Here is a 21,910-nt window from a genome sequence, read left to right as displayed (position 1 = left end):
AATGAACAAACACGACTGATGAATTTCGATCCTTGCTAAACGCCACCGCGTCGGCAGGGGATGTTTTGATTTCATTCAGGAGTGCTTATGGCTCATTTTGCGCAATCCCCTTCTTTTATTTTGCATCAGGTCATCTGTCAGTTTCCGACAGGCGATACCCTTTTTGGCCCGCTGAATCTCTCGCTGGAGCCCTCGCTGTGCGCACTGGTTGGTCGTAACGGCAGCGGCAAGACCCGTCTCCTGCGCCTGCTGGCCGGGCTGGACGTGCCTGCCAGCGGCCATATCGAGCGTTTCGGCACGCACAGCTATGTGGCGCAACAGCACGATATTTCTCCCCACACCACGCTGGCCCAGCTGCTTGGCTATGAAAATCTTTTCGCAGCCCGCGAGCGTATCGACAGTGGTGATTATCTGCCTGAGGATCTGGAGCGTCTCGACGGTTACTGGGATTTAACGGAACGACTGAGCGAGGCGTTTATCGGCGCCGGGCTTGCGCCGTTTGATCCCAACAGGCTGGCCGCTGAACTGAGCGGGGGCGAGCGGGTTCGCGCTCTGCTGTGCGGCGCATTTACGGCGAATGCGGACTCTCTGCTACTGGACGAACCCACCAACCACCTCGACAGGCAGGGGCGGGCGTGGTTTTACGAGCAACTTGCCCGGCATGCCGGTTGCGTGCTGGTCGCTTCACACGATCGTGAGCTGCTGGCACAGGTGCCGCGCATACTGGAACTCAGCGCGTCGGGGTTACACAGCTACGGTGGCAATTACGCGGACTATCAGCGCCAGCGGAATGCGGAGCAGCAGGCCGCCCGCGCGGCACTGGAGCATGCAACCACCGAGCGCAAACGCACCCGCGCCCGTCTGCAAAAGGAGCATGACGACAGCCTGCGCCGGTCAGCGAAAACCCTGCGCACGGTGGATAGTCTTAATATCGCCTCGTTTGAGCGCGTTAAGTATAAAGGGGCAGCAAAGGAGCGTCCGGGCGCGTGGCGCAAACAGCATCATGAGCAACAGGATGCGATGAACGCGGCGGTCAATCAGGCGCGGGAGCGGGTGGAAGAGGAAAATCCGGTGATGTTTACCCTGCCAGGCAGCCAGATTGCGGAGGGGAAACAGGTGCTGGTGCTGGAGGATCTGGTGCTGCCGCACGTCACGATGGCGCCGCTTAACTGGCGCATGGATGGGCCGATGCGGGTGGCGTTGCGGGGGCCGAATGGCTGCGGGAAATCCACCTTGCTGAAAGCCATCCTCGGCCAGTGCCTGCCTGTTTCGGGGCATTGCCGGACGTCGGTCACGGTGGCGTATCTCGATCAGCACTTATCGCAGCTGGATTTGTCGCAATCCGTTATCTCCCACCTCAATTTGCATAACACGCCGCTGGAAGAGGGGATACTGCGCAGCCGTCTGGCCCAGCTGCAGCTGGGCGCCGATCGGGTGACGCTCCCGCTTTCAGCGCTCAGCGGCGGCGAACGCTTAAAAGCGGCGCTGGCCTGTGTGCTGTGGCGGGAAGAGGCGACGCAGCTTCTGCTGCTCGATGAACCGACTAACCATCTGGATCTGGCTTCGACACGTGCTATCGAGGCGGCGCTGGCTGGCTTTACAGGCGCACTACTGGTGGTATCGCATGACGACGCTTTTCTGGATGGTCTGAAGCTGACCCATGAACTGGCATGGCTGGAAGGGGAGTGGCGCGGTGAAAGGCGGTAATAAAAACACAAACCCCCGCAAATGCGGGGGCTAAACATTACTACTCAGTCAACTGCTTGCGGAGTGCCGGGTTAGCCTGAATCAGGCTCATCAGCTTCAGCTCGGTCATGGAGGGCTTCACTCTTTTTGATTCCCACTCCTGAACCATCGCTACGCTGACACCCATAGCTCGTGCGAAATCATCGGTTTTCATCCCTGTCCCTTTGCGTAAGCGCTCAAATTCCGTAAAGGGGTTAGACTTTTGCGAACGGGTCACCGTCTGCGGTGCATCCTTAAAAACAATCTGTTCCAGACTGCTTAGCAGATCAAACATAGGATCTTTTAATTCCATTGAGAACTCCTCATAAATCACACTGCGGGATCGTGAACATTAGAGAGCAATTTAAGAATAGTCGCTAAAACTGAGAACAGATCGTAACGTGCGTGATTAATTTTTAGAGATACGTTTCGCTGGCTCGCTTTTCAAACCGACTGAGTATGCTAATGACTTGATTATTCAGTAGCGCCATAGCACCAGGTATTTTTTTGTAAATAGTAAGAATTTATATGGCAATAATCGTTTTACATGAAAAGGGTATCTTGCGGGCCTGACCTGGACTATTCTGTCACCGTTGGGCACGCGTGTGCCGGTGTGCGCTTTTTTGGGTGAAAGGAGTAATAACAATGGCGACAGGAAAGCCCTGCTCTCGCTGGTTTGCGCCGCTTGCGGCGTTATTAATGATAGTTAGCCTGAGTGGGTGTTTCGATAAGGAAGGGGATCAGCGCAAAGCGTTTATCGACTTCCTGCAAAATACTGCGATGCGTAGTGGCGAGCGTTTGCCAACGCTGACTGCGGATCAGAAAAAACAGTTTGGTCCCTTCGTTTCTGACTATGCCATTTTGTATGGTTATTCACAGCAGGTGAATCAGGCGATGGACGCCGGACTGCGTCCGGTGGTGGATAGCGTAAATGCGATTCGCGTACCGCAGGATTACGTGACCCAGCGTGAACCGCTGAGCCAGTCAAACGGCGCACTGGGTGTGCTGGGCCAGCAGCTGCAGAACGCCAAAATGCAGGCCGATGGCGCGCGCTCTGCGCTGAAGCAGGGCGAAGATCTGAAGCCTGTGTTCGACAAAGTGTATGAAAAAGTGGTGACCAAACCTGCCGAAGCTCTGCAGCCGCTTATTCCGGCAGCCCAAATCTTTACACAGCAGCTGGTGCAGGTAGCGGATTATATTTCCCAGCAGGGCACCCAGGTGAGCTTTGTCTCCAACGGTATTCAGTTCCCGACTTCGCAGCAGGCCAGCCAGTACAATGCGCTGATTGGGCCGCTGGCCGCGCAGCATCAGGCGTTCAGCCAGGCGTGGAGCGCGGCGATGGCCGCAACGGAATAACGTCTGAAAGCGTACTCGCATTTTGCCGGGCAATGCTGCGTAAACCTGTAGGCCCGCGCAAGCGAAACGCTGCCGGGCACATTCCAGAATAAAAAACCCCGCTGCAAAGCGGGGTTTTTTATCTTCTCAGAAAATAAAGCTTGTCTTTGATCCGCGAACTATGTCTTAATACACCTCGTCGGTTTGTTACACAGACCTAGAGCAGTTTAGTTAAGCAGTCCAGATGCGTTATCTTAGATACCCTTCGTAGTGACCCTTCCTTCATCGCTTAAAAATCTGTAACACATTCCATCATCGCGCCGGAAGGCAAAACAAATTTTTAAAAGGTAATATCTATGTCTGGTAAAATGACTGGTCTGGTAAAATGGTTCAACGCTGATAAAGGTTTCGGCTTCATCACTCCTGACGATGGCTCTAAAGACGTGTTCGTACACTTCTCTGCTATCCAGAACGATGGCTACAAATCTCTGGACGAAGGTCAGAAAGTTTCCTTCACCATCGAAAGCGGCGCTAAAGGCCCAGCAGCTGGTAACGTTGTAAGCCTGTAAGCTTCCAACTCAGCGAAAGAATTTAAAAACCCGCCTCTGGCGGGTTTTTTTCGTTTAAGGCTTAACTTGCGGATTTACGCAGTTTTTATCCACCTTGCCCTGCAGGGCGTCGATCAGGTTTTCCACCGCACAGGCCGCCATGTTATAGCGCGTTTCGTGGGTGGCGGAGCCAATATGCGGCAGCGCGACCACGTTTGGCATTTTCAGCAGTTCCGAGCTCACCGGTAGTGGCTCCTGCTCAAATACGTCCAGCCCCGCGGCGTGGATCTCACCGTTTTTCAACGCTGCAATCAGCGCCTGTTCATCCACCACCGGACCGCGTCCTGCATTAATAAAGATGGCGGATTTCTTCATCTTCTCAAACTGCGCTTGGCCAAACATATGGTGAGTTTCATCGGTCAGCGGCAGGATCAGGCAGACGAAATCCGCTTCCTGCAACAGGGTATCCAGGTCACAGGGGCGGGCGTTAAAGCGTTCTTCAGCCTCTTTATGCTGGCGGCGCGCGTTATACAGAATCGGCATGTTGAAACCGAAGTGGGCGCGCTGGGCCAGGGCCATGCCGATGCGGCCCATCCCGACAATACCCAGCGTTTTGCCATGCACATCGACACCAAACCAGTCCGGACCGATGCTTTTGGTCCACTCTCCGGCTTTAACGCGCTCGGCCACTTCCACCACGCGACGCGCGCTGCTGAGCACCAGCGCCATCAGCGTATCGGCCACGGTTTCGGTGAGTACGGTTGGCGTGTGCATCAGCAAGATGTTGCGGGCATTCAGTGCATCGACGTCAAAGTTGTCATAGCCTACCGAGATGGTCGAGGTTGCACGCAGCGCAGGCATTTTTTCCAGCAGTGCGGCATCCACCTTTTCGCTGGAGCCCAGCAGCCCGACGGCACCGGCGAACGCCTCAGCATGCTGCTGCACCGTCTCCGGGCTCAGGTTGTTAACCCGGGTAACGGTGAAATGATCTTCAAGGCGCTGCTGCAGGGCATCAGGCAGGGCTTTATACAAAATGACGGACGGCTTCATGCTAATCTCCGTTGATTTTAAAAGGGTTCAGGCGTGGCGTGCGCCGACGGGAAGGTTCTGATTATTAGCAGGCTTAACAATTAAAGTAAGCCATACCGAAGCAAAAAGCGCCACCCCCATAAAGATGTACGAGGCTGACGGGCCGCCGGTCACACCGTTCAGATAGCCCACGAACCATGAACCAAAGAACGAGCCCAGCGCACCCATGCTGTTGATCAGCGCCATCGCGCCGCCCGCCACGTTACGCGGCAGCATTTCCGGGATGATGGCAAAGAACGGACCATACGGGGCATACATCGCCGCACCGGCAATCACCAGCAGCGTATAGGAAACCCAGAAGTGGTTCGCGCCCACCGCCCACGAACCGATAAAGGCACAGGCGGCAATCAACAGCAGCGGCCAGACGAACAGCTTACGGTTTTGCAGTTTGTCCGACGCCCAGGAGACCACAATCATGGCGATGGTTGCTGCCAAATAAGGCACGGAGGAGAGCCAGCCCACTTCAACCATGCCGAGGTTATCGCCCGCGCTGCGGATGATAGACGGCAGCCACAGAACAAAACCGTAAACGCCGATACTCCAGGTGAAATATTGCATGCACAGCAGTACCACGTTGCGGGAGCGGAAGGCTTCGCCGTAGTTACGCACCGCTTTCAGTCCCTGCTGCTCTTTATCCAGCTGCGCCTGCAGGGCCGCTTTTTCATCTTCAGAGAGCCATTTGGCCTGGGCTGGTTTGTCTTTCACCAGCACCCACCAGCAGAAGGCCCAGATAATGGCCGGTACACCTTCAATAATGAACATCTCACGCCAGCCGAAGGACTGGATCAGATACCCGGAGACCACCGACATCCACAGTACGGTGACCGGGTTGCCGAGAATAAGGAAGGTATTGGCCCGCGAGCGTTCGGATTTGGTAAACCAGTTGCTGATGTAGATCAGCATCGCGGGCATGACCGCCGCCTCCACTACGCCGAGAATAAAACGAATGGCCGCCAGCGCCGGGATGTTATTCACCACCCCGGTAAGGGAGGCGCAGGCACCCCAGAGGATCAGGCAGATGAAGATCAGTTTGCGGACGCTGCGGCGTTCGGCATAGATGGCGCCAGGGATCTGGAAAAAGAAGTAACCGAGGAAGAAGAGGGCGCCCAGCAGCGAGGAGACGCCTTTGGTGATCCCCAGGTCTTCCGTAATGCCTGCGGCAGACGCGAAGCTAAAGTTCGCACGATCAAGGTACGCCAGGCTGTACGTGATAAACACGACAGGCATGATGTACCACCAGCGTTTTACTGCGTTTGTTGCATTGTTCATAGGCTTGCCTCTGTCGTTGAGGGGGTTACCGCCGTTGTCTGTAGGGTACACGGTGGTTTAATCGTTAGCCCACTCTCCCCTGTAGGGAGAGGGAATTTATGCGTCCAGTTGCGCCCGGGTGGGTAATCCTTCGCTGTCGCCCTGAACCTGGATCGCCAGCGAGCCGATAACATTGCCGCGCGTGACGGCCTGATGCAGCGTTTTGCCTTCCAGCAGGGCGCTGACCACACCAACAGCAAAGCCGTCTCCCGCGCCGACGGTATCGACGACGTTCTCGACCTTTACTGCTGCCACGGCACCCTGCTCGCCATCGGCGGTTTTATACCAGGCGCCGTCGGCACCGGTTTTCAGGATCACAGCCTTTACGCCCCGGTTCAGGTAAAAATCGGCGATCCCTTCCGGGGTGTTTTCCCCGGTCAGGATGAGACCCTCTTTCAGGCCGGGTAGCACCCAGTCGGCCTGGAAGGCGAGGTGATTCAGCTTCTCCACCATCTCCGCTTCGCTTTTCCACAACACCGGGCGCAGATTGGGATCGAACGAAATGGTTTTCCCCGTGGCTTTCATGGCGCCCGCCGCGTGATCGAGCAGGGCGTAAGAGCTGGCGGACAGCGCTGCCGCCACGCCGCTCAGGTGCAGATGTCTGGCGGCGGTAAACCCGATCGGATTGAAATCTTCAACGGAGAGGTGGCTGGCCGCCGAGCCTTTGCGGAAATACTCCACAATGGGATCGGTTCCATCGGTGACTTTTGATTTAAGCTGGAAGCCCGTCGGATAACGGTCGTCTATGGTCACGCCTGCGGTCTCGATCCCCTCTTTTTTCAGGGTGTCGAGCACAAACTGGCCGAAGCTGTCATTGCCGACGCGGCTCACCCAGCTCACCTTCAGGCCCAGGCGCGCCAGGCCGGTGGCGACATTCAGCTCGGCACCCGCGACGCGCTTCATAAAGTGATCGACTTCGCTTAAGTCACCGGTGTGGGTAGCCACAAACATGGCCATCGCTTCACCAATGGTGATGACATCCAGACTATTCGGCATCGCTTACGCCTCCCGCAGTAAATTGACGTAATGACGGGTGACCGCCGTCAGATCGGGCCCTTCAAGCGGAAACTCGATCCCGCGTGGGACATCGCCGGGCAGTTGCTCCAGCAGGGCCTGCCAGCGGGTGCTGTCCTGGTCCGGCGGCACGGCGCGATACTGCTGCTGATGAGGAACGGCGGCCTTTACGTGGATATAGCTCACCGCGGGCGCCAGATGCTTCGCGGCTTCTTCCGGTGATTCACCCACCCACAGCCAGTTGCCCATATCGAATGTCAGCGTGACCGGCAGGCTCATTACCCGGCAGGCCGCCTTGAAACGCTGCATCGGCGCCAGCTGGCCGCAACGCGTCTGGTCGTTTTCCACCACCAGCGTCATGCCGGTTTCATCGAGCAGGGCGCGCAGCGCATCGAGCTGCTGCTTATCGCTGAAGTTGCCGAGGGAGACTTTCAGCCACAGGGCGTTGAGCGTCGCGGCCTCGGCAAGGTAGCGGGGCAGCATAGGGTTGAGGGTGCCATCCGCGCTAAACAGCGCATCGGGGGCGGAGTAACAGGCCAGAAGGCCGAGCAGTTCGATGGACTCGGCAAGGGTGGGTAAGGTTGCCAGTTCGGCATCGCTGAATAACTCCCGGCGGATCTCGACGCCATCGGCGCCTGCCCCGGCGATAACCGGCAGCATGGCACGCTGCCCACCCGCTTGCCGTACCTGGTCAGCGCCATACGCGGCGGTGACAACAATAATTTTTCTGCCCATCGGCGGACTCCATCACGTAGCTGATACTCTTTACGCTAGATGGAACCGGTTCCAAAGAAAAGTTCAGGATGCCGGATTTATGATCGCCATCACGAAGGGGGATTAACGCGCCGTGGAACCGCGCACGATCAGCTCCCCGGAGAAGACCTGCTCCCGGACCGCCTCATCGGCGCCGTTGATTCGGCGAACCACCTGCTCGACGGCGGCGAAGCCAATCTGCCAGGTGGGCTGTTTGAGGGTGGTGATGCCGACACCGGCCAGCTCGGCCCACTCCAGCTCGTCAAAGCCCAGCAGACCGATATCGCTGCCCCAGTGCAGGCCGATGCGCTTAAGCGATCGGGCGACCTGTAGCGTTAAGGCGCCGTTAGCGGAGATGACCGCCTTGCGCATGCCGCGATGACGGGTATGGAACTGGCGCAGGGCACTGTCCATCTGCCCGGCTTCATGAAGGGGGATTTCGACGTTCTCGGCGATCACGCCAGTATAACGGGCGAGGGTCGCGCGAAACGCGCTGAGGCGCTCGCGACGGGTGTTGACCATGCCCAGCGGTTCGCTCAGGAACAGAATCGCTTCAAACCCTTGTTCTATCAGGTGTTCCGTGGCGGTGGTGGCGGCCTGGGTGTTGTCCAGCCCTACCACATCACAGGCGAAATCCGGGATTTTGCGGTCAATCAGCACCATCGGCAGGGCGGACTGTTGCAGGCGGTTCAGCCCCTCTTCACGCATTCCCACAGCGTTAACCACAATGCCCTCTACCTGATAGCTGCGCAGCAGATCGAGGTAATGCAGCTCCTGGTCAAGTTCGTTGTTGGTGTTACACACCAGCGGGGTGAAGCCTTTTTCCCGACAGGCGGCTTCGATGCCGCTGAGGACGTTAACAGAGTAGGGGTTGGTGACGTCGGCGAGGATAAGCCCGATCAGGCGGGTTCGCCCGCGCTTCAGTCCCCGGGCCATCAGGCTGGGACGATAGTCGAGTTCTGCGATGGCCTGTTCAATGCGGGCTAACAGCGCGTCGGACAGCAGGTGTTTTTCGCCGTTGAGGTAACGGGAGATGCTGGTTTTACCGGTTTTTGCGGCTTTCGCCACATCGCTGATGGTGGGCCGTGTTGATTTGCTCATCGCTGGTTTCCTTGCCTTGGGTGAGCATACCTTAGCGCGAAAATGCCCGGTGGCGCTACGCTTACCGGGACGACTGGCCGGGCAGGGCGATGCCGCCACCCGGCACACCCCTTACTGAATCGGGCTTAAGGTGATCTCAACGCGACGGTTCTGGGCTTTGCCTTCCGCCGTGCTGTTGCTGGCGATCGGATTCGCCGGGCCCATACCGCTGGTGCGAATACGGGTCGCCGCTACGCCCTGGGTGATCAGCGAGCTGGCCACCGCGTCAGCACGTTGCTGGGAGAGACGCATATTCAGATCCTGGCTGCCGGTGCTGTCGGTATAGCCCAGCACGTTCACCGCGGTTTTTTCGTACTCCTTGAGCACCATCGCCACGCCGGTCAGGGTATTGGCACCCGCTGGTTTCAGCGTTGAGCTGTTGCTGTCGAAGGTGACGTTGTTTGGCATGTTCAGAATGATGTTATCGCCGCTGCGGGTTACGCTCACGCCGGTGCCCTGCATTTTGTCGCGCAGCTTCGCTTCCTGCACGTCCATGTAATAACCGACACCGCCGCCCAGGGCTGCGCCTGCTGCGGCGCCAATCAGCGCGCCTTTGCCGCGATCTTTTTTCGAGGAGGAGAGTGCGCCAACACCTGCGCCTACCAGGGAGCCGAGGCCTGCGCCAATGCCTGATTTACCCGCTTCGCGTTCGCCGGTGTAAGGGTTGGTGGTGCAGCCTGAAACAACCAGTGCGCCGCTCACCACGGCGGCAATCATAAGTGCGCTTTTTTTCATCTTCTTTCCTTAAGCTTTTTTATTCTTTGCCACGACGGGCGTGGCGGTTGATTATGACGTGCAGTTACGGAGAAAATTCCGGGGATAACTCTTAAATTTGTGTCTAATCATAAACAGCCTCAATGAAGGCTGAGAAAACCTGCAACAGGCAATCCAGGAGCACACGCTGTGACCACTTCAACGAAAACCATTCTGACTGCAGCCCACTGGGGGCCGATGCTGGTCGAGACCGACGGCGAGACGGTGCTGTCATCCCGCGGCGCGTTGCCGACAACGTATCCCAACTCCTTGCAGACCGCGGTGCGCGACCAGGTACACAGCAAAACGCGCGTGCGCTGGCCGATGGTGCGTAAGGGGTTTCTCGCCTCGCCGGATAATCCGCAGGGGGTGCGCGGGCAGGATGAGTTTGTGCGCGTAAGCTGGGATGAGGCGCTGACGCTTATCGATGCGCAGCATAAACGTATTCGCCAGAGCTATGGCCCATCGTCCATTTTCGCCGGTTCGTACGGCTGGCGTTCCAATGGCGTGCTGCACAAAGCCGCAACCCTGCTTCAGCGCTATATGAGCCTGGCGGGCGGCTATACCGGCCATCTGGGGGATTATTCCACCGGTGCGGCGCAGGCCATCATGCCGTATGTGGTGGGCGGCAACGAAGTGTATCAGCAGCAGACCAGCTGGCCGCTGGTGCTGGAGCACAGCGAGGTGGTGGTGCTCTGGAGCGCCAACCCGCTCAACACCCTTAAGATCGCCTGGAACGCCAGCGACGAGCAGGGCATCCCCTATTTCGACGCGCTGCGTAAAAGCGGCAAGCGCCTGATCTGCATCGATCCGATGCGCTCCGAAACCATGGATTTCTTTGGCGAGCGCGCCGAGTGGATCGCCCCGCATATGGGCACCGATGTGGCGATGATGCTCGGCATCGCCCATACGCTGGTTGAGAACGGCTGGCAGGATGAAGCGTTTCTTGCGCGCTGTACCTCCGGGTATGAAAAGTTTGCCGACTACCTGCTCGGAACGACGGACGGTATCGCCAAAACCGCCGACTGGGCCGCCGACATTTGTGGCGTTCCGGCAGATAAAATTCGTGAACTGGCGGCGTTATTCCACAATAACACCACCATGCTGATGGCGGGGTGGGGGATGCAGCGCCAGCAGTTTGGTGAGCAAAAACACTGGATGCTGGTCACCCTCGCGGCGATGCTCGGCCAGATTGGTACGCCGGGTGGCGGCTTTGGCCTGTCGTATCACTTTGCCAATGGCGGTAACCCGACCCGTCGTGCGGCGGTGCTGGCCTCGATGCAGGGCTCGGTCAAGGGCGGTACCGACGCGGTGGATAAGATCCCGGTCGCCCGCATTGTGGAAGCCCTGGAAAACCCCGGCGGTTTTTATCAGCACAACGGCCTGGATCGCCACTTTCCGGATATTCGCTTTGTCTGGTGGGCAGGTGGGGCCAACTTTACCCATCATCAGGACACCAACCGCCTGATCCGCGCCTGGCAGAAGCCGGAGCTGGTGGTGATCTCCGAGTGCTTCTGGACCGCGGCGGCGAAGCATGCCGATATCGTGCTGCCGGCGACCACCTCGTTTGAACGCAACGACATGACCATGACCGGCGACTACAGCAACCAGCATATGGTGCCGATGAAGCGGGTCGTACCGCCGCGCGATGAAGCGCGTGACGATCTTGATGTGTTTGCCGAACTGAGCGAGCGCTGGGAGCAGGGCGGCGGCGAGCGTTTCACCGAAGGTAAAACCGATCTGGATTGGCTGGAGACGTTTTATGAGATTGCCGGGCAGCGCGGCGCGGCACAGGGAGTGACCCTGGCACCCTTTGCCGAGTTCTGGGAAGCCAATGCTATCGTTGAAATGCCGGAATCTAAGGAGAACGCCAGGTTCGTGCGCTTCGCGGATTTCCGTCGCGATCCCGAGGGCCATCCGCTTAAAACCGAGAGCGGCAAAATCGTGATTTACTCAGAGCGCATCGCCAGCTTTGGCTATGCCGACTGTCCACCTCACCCGATGTGGCTGGCGCCGGACGAGTGGCATGGCAATGCTGAGCCGGGGCAGTTACAAATTCTCTCTGCCCATCCGGCGCATCGTCTGCACAGCCAGTTGAACTACTCTGCCCTGCGCGAGCAGTATGCGGTGGCCGGACGCGAGCCGGTGACGCTGCATCCGGATGATGCGAAAGCGCGCGGCATTGCCGATGGCGACGTGGTCCGCGTCTGGAACCATCGCGGCCAGGTGCTGGCAGGTGCGGTGGTCAGCGAGGGCATTAAGCCGGGGGTGATCTGCATTCACCAGGGGGCATGGCCGGATCTGGATCCTGACAACGACGGGATTTGTAAGAACGGGGCGGTCAACGTGCTGACCAAAGATCTCCCCAGCTCGAAGCTGGGGAATGGCTGCGCGGGAAATACCGCGCTGGCGTGGCTGGAAAAATATCAGGGGCCAGCGCTTACGCTGACGGCGTTTGATCCGCCTGCCAGCTCATAAGCCAGGTCGGGTGTTGGGTATCTTCCTGCCAGGCGCTGTCTTCAATGCGAAAGCCCTGAGCGTGATAGAAATTCACCGCCCGATTGTTCTTCTGGTAGACCTCGAGACTTAAAGAGGGGTAGCGCTGCTGAACATGTTTTATCAGCGCATGCCCGATCCCTTTACCCGCAAAGGCCGGATCGACAAACAGCGCGCCGATAAACCGCGATTCCATCACGCTGATAAACCCGCGAAGCTGGCCTTTCTCTTCCCATACCCATGTCTCGGCCGACGGCAGGTAAACCTCTCGCACCACCGCTTTGCTCTCCAGCCAGTATTGCGCATCGATAAACGGATGGGCGACGGTGGTGCTCTCCAGCCAGAGTGCCAGCAGGGGCTCGACATCGTCATTGAGCCATTTGCGGATCATGTTGACCTCCGGGGTGACAGTGGCAGGCGGTGACGTGATCGTTGACCAGTCCGCAGGCCTGCATAAAGGAGTAACAGATGGTGGTGCCAACGAATTTAAAGCCGCGCTTTTTCAGCGCCTTCGACAGGGCATCTGAGGCTGGCGTAGAGGTGGGGATCTCTGCAAGCGTCGTCGCCTGGGTCACCTGCGGGGTGTTATCGACAAAAGACCAGACGAAATCGGAAAAGCGCTCGCCGTTCTCTTCCATCGCCAGATAGGCCCGGGCGTTGCCGATAATGGCTTCGATTTTGCCGCGATGGCGAATAATCCCCGCGTCCAGCACTAACCTGTCGACATCGGCAGAGGTCATCCCGGCGACAAGGACCGGATCAAACTGGTGAAAGGCCTGACGATAGTTTTCCCGTTTTTTAAGCACGGTGATCCAGGATAAACCGGCCTGCTGACCTTCGAGACAGATCATCTCGAATAAATGCTTCCCGTCAGTTTCCGGTACACCCCACTCTTGATCGTGATAGGCGATATAAAGCGGATCCTGGCTAACCCAGCCACAACGTTGCATCGTTTCTCTCCCTATTTGCTCCTGAAATTACAAAAATTTCAATCGACCCGGCTTGACGTGTCACCTAAAGAGACAATAGTTAATACAGGTTGATACGCAACATCCCTCATGTTGCAACCTGGCCTCAATTAAACAAACACAAATGTCGCCGAACTCGGCTCTTCTCTGGAGTCGCTTTGATGATGATAAAAAATATCAGTGGCCGCCATGCCGTGACAGGTATGGCGAGCTTGTTGGCCTGTCTGATTTCAGGCAACACAGCAAACGCCTGGCAACAGGAATATATCGTTTCGGATACAAAAAGTAATACCACCGAGCGTTATACATGGGACGACGATCACCAACCGCGTTATGAGGATATTCTCAAAGAGCGGATCCTCTCCTCGCAGAATACGCCCGGTTTAGCGCTGAATTTACCTGATTCCTCTCCTGTGGAGGCGACCAGCTCAATGAGTGTGGGCTGGAGTATTCCCGTGGCCCGCCGTTTCACGACCGGACCGGTTGCCGCCTGGCACTATGACGGCTCCACGCCCAATATGTACAACGAGTTTGGCGATAGCGTGAACACGCAGTCGTTGGTCGACCCGCTGTGGCACGCCAGCGTAAGTACGCTCGGCTGGCGCGTGGACACGCGCGTCGGCGATGTGCGACCGTGGGCGCAAATCAGCTATAACCAGCAGTTCGGTGATAACCAGTGGAAAATGCAGTCCGGCCTGGGACGCCTGATGCCGTCCACCCAATACGGTAACTGGATGGATGTCACCGTCGGGGCCGATATGCTGATCAATCCTTATATGGCGGCCTATGCCTCGATGTCGCAGGCTGAAAATATGACCGCCGGCGAGGATTATCTTTATACCCTCGGCGTCAGCGCCAGATTCTGAGTTAGGCACGTAAATCGCCTGTGCAGCACCGGAAGCGAGCCTTCTCCGGTGCGGTTCAGACGGTTGTCCAGGCCATTCATTCCTGATTTTCGGCATTTCATTCCGCGCCCTCTGCATTTCATGCCGTTTTACCCCTGGTAAGGTAAGGTTTTGGATATCGTTGTCAGCAGTGAATTTCCCTTTTTTCTGCTGCAGGACAACTGCCATGAACACTTCAACTTACAACCGCACCCGCTGGCTGACCCTCTTCGGTACTATCGTGACCCAGTTCGCTCTGGGGTCGGTCTATACCTGGAGCCTGTTTAACAGCGCCCTTTCCGACAAACTCAATGCCCCGATAAGCCAGGTGGCTTTCTCCTTTGGTTTGCTGAGCCTGGGCCTGGCGCTCTCTTCATCCGTCGCCGGTAAATTGCAGGAACGCTTCGGCGTGAAGCGCGTCACGATGGCTTCCGGTGTGTTGCTGGGGCTGGGCTTCTTCCTGACCGCATATTCCAACAATCTGATGATGCTGTGGCTGAGCGCCGGGGTGCTGGTCGGACTGGCAGATGGTGCAGGCTATCTCTTAACCCTGTCGAACTGTGTGAAATGGTTCCCGGAGCGTAAAGGCCTGATCTCCGCCTTTGCCATCGGTTCTTATGGCCTTGGCAGCCTGGGCTTCAAATTTATCGACAGCCAGTTACTCGTCACCGTCGGCCTTGAAAAGACATTTATGATCTGGGGTGCAATCGTGCTGGTGATGATCCTGTTTGGCGCAACGCTGATGAAAGATGCGCCGCAACAGGAGGTGCAGACGGTCAATGGCGTAGTCGAGAATGACTTTACGCTGGCTCAGTCGATGCGTAAGCCGCAGTACTGGATGCTGGCTGTGATGTTCCTGACGGCCTGCATGAGCGGTCTGTATGTGATTGGCGTGGCGAAAGATATCGCCCAAGGGATGGTGAAACTGGATGCGGCAACAGCGGCCAACGCGGTAACCATTATCTCTATTGCTAACCTCTCTGGTCGCCTGGTGCTGGGGATCCTCTCCGATAAAATTGCCCGTATCCGTGTCATTACCCTCGGCCAGGTGGTTTCACTGGTGGGAATGGCGGCTCTGCTTTTCGCCCCGCTCAACGAAGTGACCTTCTTTGCGGCTATCGCCTGCGTCGCGTTTAACTTCGGCGGCACCATCACCGTCTTCCCGTCGCTGGTCAGTGAGTTCTTCGGCCTGAATAATCTGGCGAAAAACTACGGCGTTATTTATTTAGGTTTTGGTATCGGCAGTATTTGCGGTTCGCTTATTGCTTCGCTGTTCGGCGGTTTTTATGTGACTTTCTGCGTAATATTCGCCTTACTTATCATTTCGCTGGCCCTGTCCACCACTATTCGTCAGCCGCAGCGTGAAGCATTGCAACAAGCGCATGCTTGATTGAAACTCCCTCTAAGGGCCGGATATTCCGGCCTTTTTTGTTTTTGTAGAGTGTAAAGAACAGGCCGTTGGTATGCCATCGGACTTGTTTTTTTGTAAATATTTGCAGGGATCACATTCTCTGCTGCCACTTTTTCTTTTCCCTGTGGTCTACTTACCGCGCTTAAAGACGTTTCTGACAACGTACTCCCAGGCAATGAAATAACCTGTTCACTTTTTGACCAAGAGTGAAGCGGCTCTACTTTACCTTTTTCCAGGTTGCATTAATGAAATATATCAAAGCGATGACGCAACAAAAGCTCAGCTTTTTACTTGCGTTGTACATCGGCCTGTTTATGAATGGCGCAGTTTTTTTCCGTCGGTTTGATGGTTATGCGCAAGACTTTACCGCCTGGAAAGGAATCGCTGCGGTCGTTGAACTGGTTGCCACTGTACTGGTTACCTTCTTTTTACTGCGTTTGCTGTCGCTGTTTGGCCGCCGTGTCTGGCGGGTACTCGCCACGCTGGTGGTGCTGTGCTCGGCGGGTGCCAGCTATTACATGACCTTTATGAACGTGGTGATCGGCTACGGCATTATTGCCTCGGTGATGACCACAGATATCGATCTCTCGAAAGAGGTGGTCGGTTTACACTTTATTCTCTGGCTGGTTTGCGTGAGCATCCTGCCGCTGCTGCTTATCTGGAATAACCGCTGCCGCTATACGTTGTTGCGCCAGCTGCGTACCCCCGGACAGCGTACCAGAAGCGCCGCGGTGGTGGTGCTGGCAGGCTTAATGGTCTGGGGACCTATTCGCCTGCTGGATTTACAGCAGAAGAATGTTGAGCGTACCTCCGGCGTGGATATGCCGAGCTATGGCGGCGTGGTGGCGAACTCTTATCTGCCATCCAACTGGATCTCCGCGCTGGGGTTATACGCCTGGGCGCAGGTGGATGAGTCTTCCGACAATAAATCGCTGATGAATCCGGCGAAGAAATTTACCTATCAGGCGCCTGCAGATCTTGATGACACCTACGTTGTCTTCATTATCGGTGAAACCACGCGCTGGGATCACATGGGTCTTCTGGGCTATGAGCGGGATACCACGCCGAAGCTGGCGCAGGAGAAAAACCTTGTCGCCTTCCGCGGTTACTCATGCGATACCGCGACCAAACTCTCGTTGCGCTGCATGTTTGTGCGTGAGGGCGGGGCGAGCGATAACCCACAGCGGACGCTGAAAGAGCAGAACGTCTTCTCAGTGCTGCGTCAGCTGGGCTTTACCTCCGACCTCTATGCGATGCAGAGCGAGATGTGGTTCTACAGCAACACCATGGCCAATAACATCGCCTACCGTGAGCAGATCGGCGCTGAGCCGCGTAACCGCGGTAAGAGCGTGGACGACATGCTGCTGATCGACGAGATGCAACGCTCGCTGGAGGGCAACCAGGACGGTAAGCATATGATCATTCTGCATACCAAAGGGTCGCACTTTAACTATACCCAGCGTTATCCACGCAGCTTTGCGAAATGGACGCCGGAGTGTAAAGGCGTGGATAAAGACTGCAGTAAACAGCAGTTGATCAACTCCTACGACAACTCGGTGACCTATGTGGATCACTTTATCGACAGCGTGATTGACCAGGTGCGCGATAAGAAAGCCATTGTTTTCTATGCCGCCGACCACGGTGAGTCGATTAACGAGAAAGAGCACCTGCACGGTACGCCGCGCAAGATGGCCCCGCCGGAGCAGTTCCGCGTACCGATGATGGTGTGGATGTCTGATAAGTATCTGGAGAACCCGGAGAAAGCCAAAATGTTTGCGCATCTTAAAGCGCAGGCGGATATGAAAGTGGCGCGTCGTCATGTGGAGCTGTACGACACCATTCTGGGTTGCCTCGGTTATACCTCGCCGGACGGTGGAATTAACGAGAATAACAACTGGTGTAAAGTGCCGGACAGCGCGGCGAAAGCCGCAAAGTAACAGGTCTGGCGACTTTATAGCCGATCGAAAGGCTTTTGCAAAATAAGGGATTGACGGAGGCAGAGCGTAGCAGTAAGATGCGCTCCGCATTCGGCGAGTAGCGCAGCTTGGTAGCGCAACTGGTTTGGGACCAGTGGGTCGGAGGTTCGAATCCTCTCTCGCCGACCACATTCGAAAACCCCGCTCTTTGAGCGGGGTTTTTTGCTTTTACGGGTTACAGTAATACGCCTCATCAGAACGTTATTATTCAAAAGTAATCAAAATAGCGGTTACCGCGCTTTCCCCCTGCCTGTTAACGATTATGTGACATATTCCATTGTATTTTTTTATATATGGAATGATCTTTTTTCGCGTTGCTTATACATAACCTCAGCATTTTCCCCTGTGCGTTTTAACGTTCACGGCATTTAGTGCGCAGATAATCGCCATTCCGTAAGAAAATTTACCCCGGTTGAATAAATGTTAATCACTGGTTGTAGCAGAATGCATAGAGAGTTGTGCTGCATCATGGCGGGTAGCATAAATTTCCCTGCTGAAAATAGGCCCCGGTGGTTTTTTTAATCTTTGTTTGCCAATTCTCACACTTAGCGTAAATCCCCGTCACCTGTATTGACGTTTTCACATTCTGTTGACAGATTGTAGGGCACGAGGGGCATTTCAGGGAGGATCTGCGCTGCAACTCAGTCGCTCTTCTGAAAGGAATCTCCATCCCTTATCACGCCTTAGGGCAACACCGACCAGACCGGGTAAAAAAAAATTAAAGGTCAGGCGGAGTAACACAACAAAAACATCACATTGGAGCAGAATAACAATGAGTATTTCCTTGAAGAAGTCAGGGATGCTGAAGCTTGGTCTGAGCCTGGTAGCCATGACTGTCGCAGCAAGCGTACAGGCAAAAACCCTGGTCTACTGTTCTGAAGGCTCGCCGGAAGGCTTTAACCCACAGCTCTTTACCTCTGGTACAACGTACGACGCAAGCTCTGTACCTATCTATAACCGTCTGGTTGAATTCAAAACCGGTACTACGGAAGTTATTCCGGGTCTGGCAGAGAAGTGGGACATCAGCGAAGACGGCAAGACCTACACCTTCCACCTGCGCCCGGGCGTGAAGTGGCAGGACAGCAAAGAATTTAAACCTACGCGCGACTTTAACGCCGACGACGTGGTGTTCTCCTTTGACCGTCAGAAAAATGCCCAGAACCCGTACCACAAAGTATCCGGCGGCAGCTATGAATACTTTGAAGGGATGGGTCTGCCGGATCTGATCAGCGAAATCAAAAAAGTGGACGACAACACCGTTCAGTTCGTGCTTACCCGTCCGGAAGCGCCATTCCTGGCTGACCTGGCTATGGACTTCGCCTCTATTCTCTCTAAAGAGTATGCGGATAACATGCTGAAAGCTGGCACCCCGGAGAAAGTTGACCTGAACCCAATCGGTACCGGTCCGTTCCAGCTGCTGCAGTATCAGAAAGACTCCCGCATCCTGTACAAAGCGTTTGAAGGTTACTGGGGCACCAAGCCGCAGATCGACCGTCTGGTCTTCTCCATCACGCCTGACGCCTCCGTACGTTACGCCAAGCTGCAGAAGAACGAGTGCCAGGTTATGCCGTACCCGAACCCGGCTGACATCGCGCGCATGAAGCAGGATAAAAACATCAACCTGATGGAGCAGGCGGGTCTGAACGTTGGCTATCTCTCCTTCAACACCGAGAAGAAACCGTTTGATGACGTGAAAGTGCGTCAGGCGCTGACCTACGCGGTGAACAAAGAAGCGATCATCAAGGCCGTTTATCAGGGCGCTGGCGTTGCTGCCAAGAACCTGATCCCACCAACCATGTGGGGCTACAACGACGACGTTAAGGATTACACCTATGACGTTGAGAAAGCGAAAGCACTGCTGAAAGAAGCGGGCCAGGATAAAGGCTTTACCGTTGAGCTGTGGGCGATGCCAGTACAGCGTCCTTACAACCCGAACGCGCGCCGTATGGCCGAAATGGTTCAGGCTGACTGGGCTAAGATTGGCGTTCAGGCCAAGATCGTGACCTACGAGTGGGGCGAGTACCTGAAGCGTGCTAAAGCGGGTGAGCACCAGGCTGTGATGATGGGCTGGACCGGCGACAACGGGGATCCAGATAACTTCTTCGCGACCCTGTTCAGCTGCGCCGCGGCGAAAGATGGTTCTAACTACTCTCGCTGGTGCTACAAGCCGTTTGAAGATCTGATTCAGCCAGCGCGTGCTGCAGAAGATCACAACAAGCGTATCGAACTGTACAAACAGGCTCAGGTTGTCATGCATGAGCAGGCGCCAGCGCTGATCGTGGCTCACTCAACCGTGTACGAACCAGTGCGTAAAGAAGTTAAAGGCTATGTGGTTGATCCACTGGGCAAACACCACTTCGAAAACGTCTCTGTTGAATAATTAAAAGCGTAAGGGGTGCGACAGCACCCCATGCCCGGCGGCGCTGCGCTTGCACTGGCCTACGGTATGTAGGCCGGGTAAGCGTAGCGCCACCCGGCAGCAGTGCTTTATTCCCTCTCTGAAAGGGGAGGGAATAAGATTTGTGAGCAATACAGACGTCGCGCCTCCAGGCGTACGTCATTAGAGAGAATCCGGGTTATGTTGCAGTTCATCCTCCGACGTCTGGGACTTGTTATCCCCACGTTTATCGGTATCACCCTTCTCACCTTCGCTTTTGTCCATATGATCCCCGGTGACCCGGTAATGATTATGGCGGGCGAGCGTGGCATTTCTCCTGAACGTCATGCACAGCTGTTGGCCGAACTGGGGCTGGATAAGCCGATGTGGCAGCAGTATCTCCACTATATCTGGGGTGTGATGCATGGTGATTTGGGCATTTCGCTGAAAAGCCGTCTTCCGGTGTGGGAAGAGTTCGTACCACGTTTTAAAGCGACGCTGGAGCTCGGTGTCTGCGCCATGATTTTTGCCGTCGCCGTTGGTATTCCGGTGGGCGTGCTGGCTGCGGTGAAACGTGGCTCCATCTTTGATCATACTGCCGTTGGCCTGGCGCTGACCGGCTACTCCATGCCTATCTTCTGGTGGGGCATGATGCTGATTATGCTGGTTTCGGTGCAGCTGAACCTGACGCCTGTCTCAGGGCGCGTCAGCGATATGGTCTTCCTCGATGACACCAATCCGCTGACCGGCTTTATGCTGATCGACACGGCTATCTGGGGTGAAGAGGGCAACTTTATTGATGCGCTGGCGCACATGATCCTGCCTGCGATGGTGCTCGGGACAATCCCGCTGGCGGTCATCGTGCGTATGACCCGTTCGTCGATGCTGGAAGTGCTGGGCGAGGACTACATCCGTACTGCCCGCGCCAAAGGGCTGACCCGTATGCGGGTGATCATCATTCATGCCCTGCGCAACGCCATGCTGCCGGTGGTCACGGTTATCGGCCTGCAGGTGGGAACGCTGCTGGCAGGGGCGATTCTGACCGAAACCATCTTCTCCTGGCCGGGTCTGGGTCGCTGGTTGATTGACGCGCTGCAGCGCCGTGACTATCCGGTTGTGCAGGGCGGTGTGTTGCTGGTGGCGACGATGATTATCCTCGTCAACCTGCTGGTCGATTTGCTGTACGGCGTGGTGAACCCGCGTATTCGTCATAAGAAGTAAGGGGCCATCATGTCACAAGTTACTGTAAATAAAGCTGCACCGGTGCCAATGACGCCGATGCAGGAGTTCTGGCACTACTTCAAACGCAACAAAGGCGCGGTGGTAGGGCTGGTATACGTTTCCATCATGATCCTGATTGCCGTGTTTGCGAACGTGCTCGCGCCGCATAACCCGGCGGAGCAGTTCCGTGATGCGCTGCTTGCACCCCCGGTATGGCAGGACGGCGGTACCCTGACGCATCTGCTGGGTACCGATGACGTGGGCCGTGATGTGCTTTCCCGTCTGATGTACGGCGCACGTCTGTCGCTGCTGGTTGGCTGTCTGGTGGTGGTGCTGTCGTTGATCCTCGGCGTGGTGCTGGGCCTGATCGCCGGTTACTTTGGCGGCCTGATTGATAACACCATCATGCGTATCGTCGACATCATGCTGGCTCTGCCAAGCCTGCTGCTGGCGCTGGTGCTGGTGGCGATCTTCGGCCCGTCAATCGGCAACGCCGCGCTGGCTCTGACCTTTGTTGCCCTTCCTCACTACGTGCGATTAACCCGCGCGGCGGTGCTGGTGGAAGTGAACCGCGACTACGTTACCGCCTCTCGCGTGGCGGGCGCTGGCGCGATGCGTCAGATGTTCATCAACATTCTTCCAAACTGCCTTGCGCCGCTGATTGTTCAGGCGTCGCTCGGTTTCTCTAACGCCATTCTCGATATGGCCGCTCTTGGCTTCCTTGGCATGGGTGCGCAGCCGCCAACACCGGAGTGGGGCACCATGCTCTCCGACGTGTTGCAGTTCGCGCAAAGCGCCTGGTGGGTCGTGACCTTCCCGGGTCTGGCGATCCTGCTGACGGTGCTGGCATTTAACCTGATGGGTGATGGTCTGCGTGATGCACTTGATCCCAAACTGAAGCAGTAAGAGGCA

19 protein-coding genes and 1 tRNA gene are annotated in these 21,910 nt (G+C 56.3%); 11 read left to right on the top strand and 9 right to left on the bottom strand.

Annotated features, from left to right (window positions below; all coding sequences use genetic code 11):
* The first annotated feature begins 87 nt into the window (after positions 1–87).
* A complete protein-coding gene (locus tag DVA43_RS16765; protein ID WP_114316194.1) occupies positions 88–1,707 on the top strand; it encodes an ABC-F family ATP-binding cassette domain-containing protein in 1,620 nt (539 codons plus the stop codon).
* A gap of 40 nt (positions 1,708–1,747) precedes the next feature.
* Here the strand turns inward: DVA43_RS16765 and DVA43_RS16760 are convergent, their stop codons facing one another.
* Positions 1,748–2,038, bottom strand: coding sequence for an HTH-type transcriptional regulator (locus DVA43_RS16760; RefSeq protein WP_103177777.1), 291 nt, complete (start codon positions 2,036–2,038; stop codon positions 1,748–1,750).
* Between the two features lie 332 nt (positions 2,039–2,370).
* On the opposite strand from DVA43_RS16760, the gene DVA43_RS16755 reads away from it, so the two are divergent.
* Positions 2,371–3,081, top strand: a complete 711-nt coding sequence (locus DVA43_RS16755; RefSeq protein ID WP_103177778.1) for a DUF3053 domain-containing protein — start codon at positions 2,371–2,373, stop codon at positions 3,079–3,081.
* A 335-nt stretch (positions 3,082–3,416) separates the two neighbouring features.
* Positions 3,417–3,629, top strand: a complete 213-nt coding sequence (cspA, locus tag DVA43_RS16750) for an RNA chaperone/antiterminator CspA (RefSeq protein ID WP_032615822.1) — start codon at positions 3,417–3,419, stop codon at positions 3,627–3,629.
* A 54-nt stretch (positions 3,630–3,683) separates the two neighbouring features.
* Here the strand turns inward: cspA and ghrB are convergent, their stop codons facing one another.
* From ghrB to DVA43_RS16720, 6 genes are all read right to left on the bottom strand, one after another.
* Entirely contained in the window at positions 3,684–4,658 is a 975-nt protein-coding gene (gene ghrB, locus DVA43_RS16745) for a glyoxylate/hydroxypyruvate reductase GhrB (protein WP_114316193.1), read from the bottom strand.
* A gap of 27 nt (positions 4,659–4,685) precedes the next feature.
* The gene (locus DVA43_RS16740; protein WP_103824359.1) at positions 4,686–5,966 is read right to left on the bottom strand and encodes an MFS transporter; all 1,281 of its coding nucleotides are present in this window, start codon (positions 5,964–5,966) and stop codon (positions 4,686–4,688) included.
* A gap of 96 nt (positions 5,967–6,062) precedes the next feature.
* Entirely contained in the window at positions 6,063–7,001 is a 939-nt protein-coding gene (locus DVA43_RS16735) for a sugar kinase (RefSeq protein ID WP_114316192.1), read from the bottom strand.
* 3 nt (positions 7,002–7,004) lie between these two features.
* Positions 7,005–7,754: a sugar phosphate isomerase/epimerase gene (locus tag DVA43_RS16730; protein ID WP_114316191.1), complete on the bottom strand. Its 750-nt coding sequence runs from the start codon at positions 7,752–7,754 to the stop codon at positions 7,005–7,007.
* Between the two features lie 102 nt (positions 7,755–7,856).
* Positions 7,857–8,873, bottom strand: a complete 1,017-nt coding sequence (locus DVA43_RS16725; RefSeq protein ID WP_114316190.1) for a LacI family DNA-binding transcriptional regulator — start codon at positions 8,871–8,873, stop codon at positions 7,857–7,859.
* A gap of 111 nt (positions 8,874–8,984) precedes the next feature.
* A complete protein-coding gene (locus DVA43_RS16720) occupies positions 8,985–9,647 on the bottom strand; it encodes an OmpA family lipoprotein (protein WP_103177784.1) in 663 nt (220 codons plus the stop codon).
* Positions 9,648–9,863: 216 nt separating this feature from the next.
* On the opposite strand from DVA43_RS16720, the gene DVA43_RS16715 reads away from it, so the two are divergent.
* The gene (locus tag DVA43_RS16715; protein ID WP_246842315.1) at positions 9,864–12,143 is read left to right on the top strand and encodes a molybdopterin guanine dinucleotide-containing S/N-oxide reductase; all 2,280 of its coding nucleotides are present in this window, start codon (positions 9,864–9,866) and stop codon (positions 12,141–12,143) included.
* Here the strand turns inward: DVA43_RS16715 and DVA43_RS16710 are convergent.
* Positions 12,106–12,552: an N-acetyltransferase gene (locus DVA43_RS16710; protein WP_114316188.1), complete on the bottom strand. Its 447-nt coding sequence runs from the start codon at positions 12,550–12,552 to the stop codon at positions 12,106–12,108. The two genes, DVA43_RS16715 and DVA43_RS16710, sit on opposite strands and share 38 nt — an antisense overlap.
* Complete coding sequence (gene tag / locus DVA43_RS16705) at positions 12,530–13,111, bottom strand: DNA-3-methyladenine glycosylase I (protein WP_103824366.1); 582 nt, start codon at positions 13,109–13,111, stop codon at positions 12,530–12,532. Before tag ends, DVA43_RS16710 begins: the two co-directional genes overlap by 23 nt.
* Positions 13,112–13,290: 179 nt before the next feature.
* Between tag and DVA43_RS16700 the strand changes: the two genes are divergently transcribed.
* The 7 genes from DVA43_RS16700 (at position 13,291) to dppC (ending at position 21,904) form a co-directional block, all read left to right on the top strand.
* Positions 13,291–13,995, top strand: a complete 705-nt coding sequence (locus DVA43_RS16700; protein ID WP_114316187.1) for an autotransporter domain-containing protein — start codon at positions 13,291–13,293, stop codon at positions 13,993–13,995.
* A gap of 205 nt (positions 13,996–14,200) precedes the next feature.
* Positions 14,201–15,403, top strand: a complete 1,203-nt coding sequence (locus tag DVA43_RS16695; RefSeq protein WP_114316186.1) for an MFS transporter — start codon at positions 14,201–14,203, stop codon at positions 15,401–15,403.
* Between the two features lie 266 nt (positions 15,404–15,669).
* The gene (gene eptB / locus DVA43_RS16690) at positions 15,670–17,361 is read left to right on the top strand and encodes a kdo(2)-lipid A phosphoethanolamine 7''-transferase (RefSeq protein WP_114316185.1); all 1,692 of its coding nucleotides are present in this window, start codon (positions 15,670–15,672) and stop codon (positions 17,359–17,361) included.
* Positions 17,362–17,452: 91 nt separating this feature from the next.
* Positions 17,453–17,529: transfer RNA gene (locus tag DVA43_RS16685), tRNA-Pro, on the top strand.
* Positions 17,530–18,172: 643 nt separating this feature from the next.
* A complete protein-coding gene (dppA, locus tag DVA43_RS16670) occupies positions 18,173–19,780 on the top strand; it encodes a dipeptide ABC transporter periplasmic-binding protein DppA (RefSeq protein ID WP_103177792.1) in 1,608 nt (535 codons plus the stop codon).
* Between the two features lie 198 nt (positions 19,781–19,978).
* Positions 19,979–20,998 carry a dipeptide ABC transporter permease DppB gene (gene dppB / locus DVA43_RS16665; RefSeq protein ID WP_103177793.1) on the top strand — a complete coding sequence of 340 codons (1,020 nt, stop codon included), beginning with the start codon at positions 19,979–19,981 and terminating at the stop codon, positions 20,996–20,998.
* Positions 20,999–21,007: 9 nt separating this feature from the next.
* Entirely contained in the window at positions 21,008–21,904 is an 897-nt protein-coding gene (gene dppC / locus DVA43_RS16660) for a dipeptide ABC transporter permease DppC (RefSeq protein WP_103177794.1), read from the top strand.
* The last annotated feature ends 6 nt before the right edge of the window (positions 21,905–21,910 follow it).

The organism is Leclercia sp. W6, from assembly GCF_003336345.1.
Lineage (GTDB): Bacteria > Pseudomonadota > Gammaproteobacteria > Enterobacterales > Enterobacteriaceae > Enterobacter.
Note: the sequence above shows the minus strand (reverse complement) of the source record. Positions and strands in the feature narration are given on the sequence as shown.

Bases quoted from the DNA above. Each gene is read 5' to 3' on its own strand.
- dppB (WP_103177793.1), top strand. From the start codon at position 19,979: ATGTTGCAGTTCATCCTCCGACGTCTGGGACTTGTTATCCCCACGTTT.
- DVA43_RS16715 (WP_246842315.1), top strand. From the start codon at position 9,864: ATGCTGGTCGAGACCGACGGCGAGACGGTGCTGTCATCCCGCGGCGCG.
- ghrB (WP_114316193.1), bottom strand. From the start codon at position 4,658: ATGAAGCCGTCCGTCATTTTGTATAAAGCCCTGCCTGATGCCCTGCAG.
- DVA43_RS16735 (WP_114316192.1), bottom strand. From the start codon at position 7,001: ATGCCGAATAGTCTGGATGTCATCACCATTGGTGAAGCGATGGCCATG.
- dppA (WP_103177792.1), top strand. From the start codon at position 18,173: ATGAGTATTTCCTTGAAGAAGTCAGGGATGCTGAAGCTTGGTCTGAGC.
- DVA43_RS16740 (WP_103824359.1), bottom strand. From the start codon at position 5,966: ATGAACAATGCAACAAACGCAGTAAAACGCTGGTGGTACATCATGCCT.
- DVA43_RS16700 (WP_114316187.1), top strand. From the start codon at position 13,291: ATGATGATAAAAAATATCAGTGGCCGCCATGCCGTGACAGGTATGGCG.
- eptB (WP_114316185.1), top strand. From the start codon at position 15,670: ATGAAATATATCAAAGCGATGACGCAACAAAAGCTCAGCTTTTTACTT.
- DVA43_RS16725 (WP_114316190.1), bottom strand. From the start codon at position 8,873: ATGAGCAAATCAACACGGCCCACCATCAGCGATGTGGCGAAAGCCGCA.
- DVA43_RS16695 (WP_114316186.1), top strand. From the start codon at position 14,201: ATGAACACTTCAACTTACAACCGCACCCGCTGGCTGACCCTCTTCGGT.
- DVA43_RS16730 (WP_114316191.1), bottom strand. From the start codon at position 7,754: ATGGGCAGAAAAATTATTGTTGTCACCGCCGCGTATGGCGCTGACCAG.
- DVA43_RS16720 (WP_103177784.1), bottom strand. From the start codon at position 9,647: ATGAAAAAAAGCGCACTTATGATTGCCGCCGTGGTGAGCGGCGCACTG.
- DVA43_RS16760 (WP_103177777.1), bottom strand. From the start codon at position 2,038: ATGGAATTAAAAGATCCTATGTTTGATCTGCTAAGCAGTCTGGAACAG.
- tag (WP_103824366.1), bottom strand. From the start codon at position 13,111: ATGCAACGTTGTGGCTGGGTTAGCCAGGATCCGCTTTATATCGCCTAT.
- dppC (WP_103177794.1), top strand. From the start codon at position 21,008: ATGTCACAAGTTACTGTAAATAAAGCTGCACCGGTGCCAATGACGCCG.
- DVA43_RS16710 (WP_114316188.1), bottom strand. From the start codon at position 12,552: ATGATCCGCAAATGGCTCAATGACGATGTCGAGCCCCTGCTGGCACTC.
- DVA43_RS16755 (WP_103177778.1), top strand. From the start codon at position 2,371: ATGGCGACAGGAAAGCCCTGCTCTCGCTGGTTTGCGCCGCTTGCGGCG.
- DVA43_RS16765 (WP_114316194.1), top strand. From the start codon at position 88: ATGGCTCATTTTGCGCAATCCCCTTCTTTTATTTTGCATCAGGTCATC.
- cspA (WP_032615822.1), top strand. From the start codon at position 3,417: ATGTCTGGTAAAATGACTGGTCTGGTAAAATGGTTCAACGCTGATAAA.